This is a genomic window from Ferrovum myxofaciens (assembly GCF_000735045.1).
Taxonomy (GTDB): domain Bacteria; phylum Pseudomonadota; class Gammaproteobacteria; order Burkholderiales; family Ferrovaceae; genus Ferrovum; species Ferrovum myxofaciens.
The window spans coordinates 1-1,852 of record NZ_JPOQ01000379.1 but is presented as its reverse complement, the minus strand read 5'-3'; the positions used below and the strand labels follow the sequence as shown (position 1 = coordinate 1,852).

The following is a 1,852-nucleotide window of genomic DNA, read 5'->3' as shown; positions in this document are numbered from 1 at the left end:
ATTTCCGGGAATACAACAATTCGATCTGGCAGCGATGGTGCCAAGACTTGCCGTGGCGCTCATATGTGCAACTCCTTGTTCTGGAAAGAAACTGATGGCGCGCACTGAGATAGAGACATAATCAGGGAAGTTGAAGTTTTGCAAGGTGCCGCTTGCATCATCCCTGCGAACGGTTTTCCCATCCGATCCGAACGGCAGTTGGTGGCACATATTGACAACAACCTGCTGTACCATTGGTTTGTGGGATTGGGCATGGATGAGGAAGTGTGGGATCATTCGATATTCAGTGCCAACTGTGACCGACTGCTCAACGAATCCGTGGCTCGCTCTTTTTTCAGGAAGGAGCTGGCTGTGGCGGAATAGCAGGAATTGATCTCTGACGGCCACTTTTCGGTGGATGGTATCCTGATTGAAGCCTCCCGAGTTCGACACTTTTTTGCGTAACCGATTGTGTTTGAACGATATGCATGTTAAAAGTACCTCCACTGATCGGCCAAACGCGGCACGATCTGAGTGGGCGGAAAACTGGTATATTGAACCAGCAATTCACAAAGTTTTCCGATCTGTTGTTTATTCAGTTTTTTGATTGCATGCTCGAATCCTGATGTTCAACCTCGATACCTCATGGGTCATTCGCCATCCTCCATCCTCATTCTTTGCCCGAATGGATTATTCGGACTATCCGGACTGTACGGACTACCGGCGCCAAAGGGATTATTGATGGAATCCGGTGAAAACTGGCTGCCATATCGGTCATAGGGGGGGGGTTGGCGACCGAATCCGGGTCATAGGGATTGCTGCTCAGCCGCCCGTGATAATTCCCTTGACTGTCATAGAGCTTAGGTGCTTCAGTGGCGTAGGGGTTGGTCACGGAATTGGGACTGTAAGGGCTCCCATACTGACCAAATGAGTTATTGATGCTGTTGGGATTATAGGGACCGCCAGCGCCGAACTGGTTCGCCGTGGAATTGGGCGCATAGGGATTTGCACTATAATTGCCTATGTACCCACCATCGCCCCATGCCAGATTCGTAAATAGTAGTAATCCCAACGCCGATTTTATGGACTGCATGGCAACTCCCGGGAAACAACAATATTCTGTAGTGGGTCTGATGTTACTTGTCCAATCATTCTACGCCTGAACTCATGCGCGCCCATTTGACCGTTCCATTGGATGAAATCGAAATCACTGCCATTCGTGCCCAGGGTGCGGGCGGTCAGAATGTTAATAAGGTTTCCACGGCTGCGCACCTTCGGTTTAATCTGATGGCATCCTCCCTTTCTCCCATGATCAAGGAGCGTCTCATGAAACTGGGAGATCAGCGCATTACCCAAGACGGTATCATTATCATCAAGGCCCAACAGCATCGCAGCCTCGAAAAAAACCGCAGAGAAGCCATCGAAAGGCTGCTCAAACTGATTTACAGCGTGGCGGTATTGCCAAAAAAGAGACGCCCCACAAAACCCACCCGAAGTTCAGTGGAAAAGCGTCTGGAGGGCAAGGCGCGACGCGCGACGCTGAAATCTGGACGCGGCCGTATACGGGTTAATATTTTAAAGAAATGATGAAACGAACCCTGCTATTGCCCTTGTTGCTCCATTTGGAATTGCGCTGGCCGGCGACCTTCCCGATCCTAGGACCGCCCATATGCGTTTGTCCCGCTCCTCGTTGGCATCGGTCAGCGTAGCATCCTGACTGCGACACAATACGTCGCATACAAGCAATCGAAAAGTCCCGCCGTGATCATTGCTCCCTTGCGCCAGGGCGCGATTTCCATCAACGGAAAGGATTCCCACAGTTTCAGGGCGAGCAATTGGGTCAAGGCATAGGCTGTGGAGCGAATCTGCATCC

The 1,852-nt window shown here is 51.0% G+C and carries 1 protein-coding gene and 1 pseudogene; both read left to right on the top strand.

Annotated elements, in window-relative coordinates; genetic code table 11:
* Positions 1-174: 174 nt before the first annotated feature.
* Positions 175-360, top strand: a pseudogene (locus tag IV91_RS0114135) (transposase); the annotation flags it as partial.
* 786 nt (positions 361-1,146) lie between these two features.
* A complete protein-coding gene (gene arfB / locus IV91_RS0114130) occupies positions 1,147-1,566 on the top strand; it encodes an alternative ribosome rescue aminoacyl-tRNA hydrolase ArfB (RefSeq protein WP_031599485.1) in 420 nt (139 codons plus the stop codon).
* Positions 1,567-1,852 lie beyond the last annotated feature (286 nt).

What these genes read in the sequence shown, in the direction of transcription:
- arfB (WP_031599485.1), top strand. Translation starts at nt 1,147, where the DNA reads ATGCGCGCCCATTTGACCGTTCCATTGGATGAAATCGAAATCACTGCC.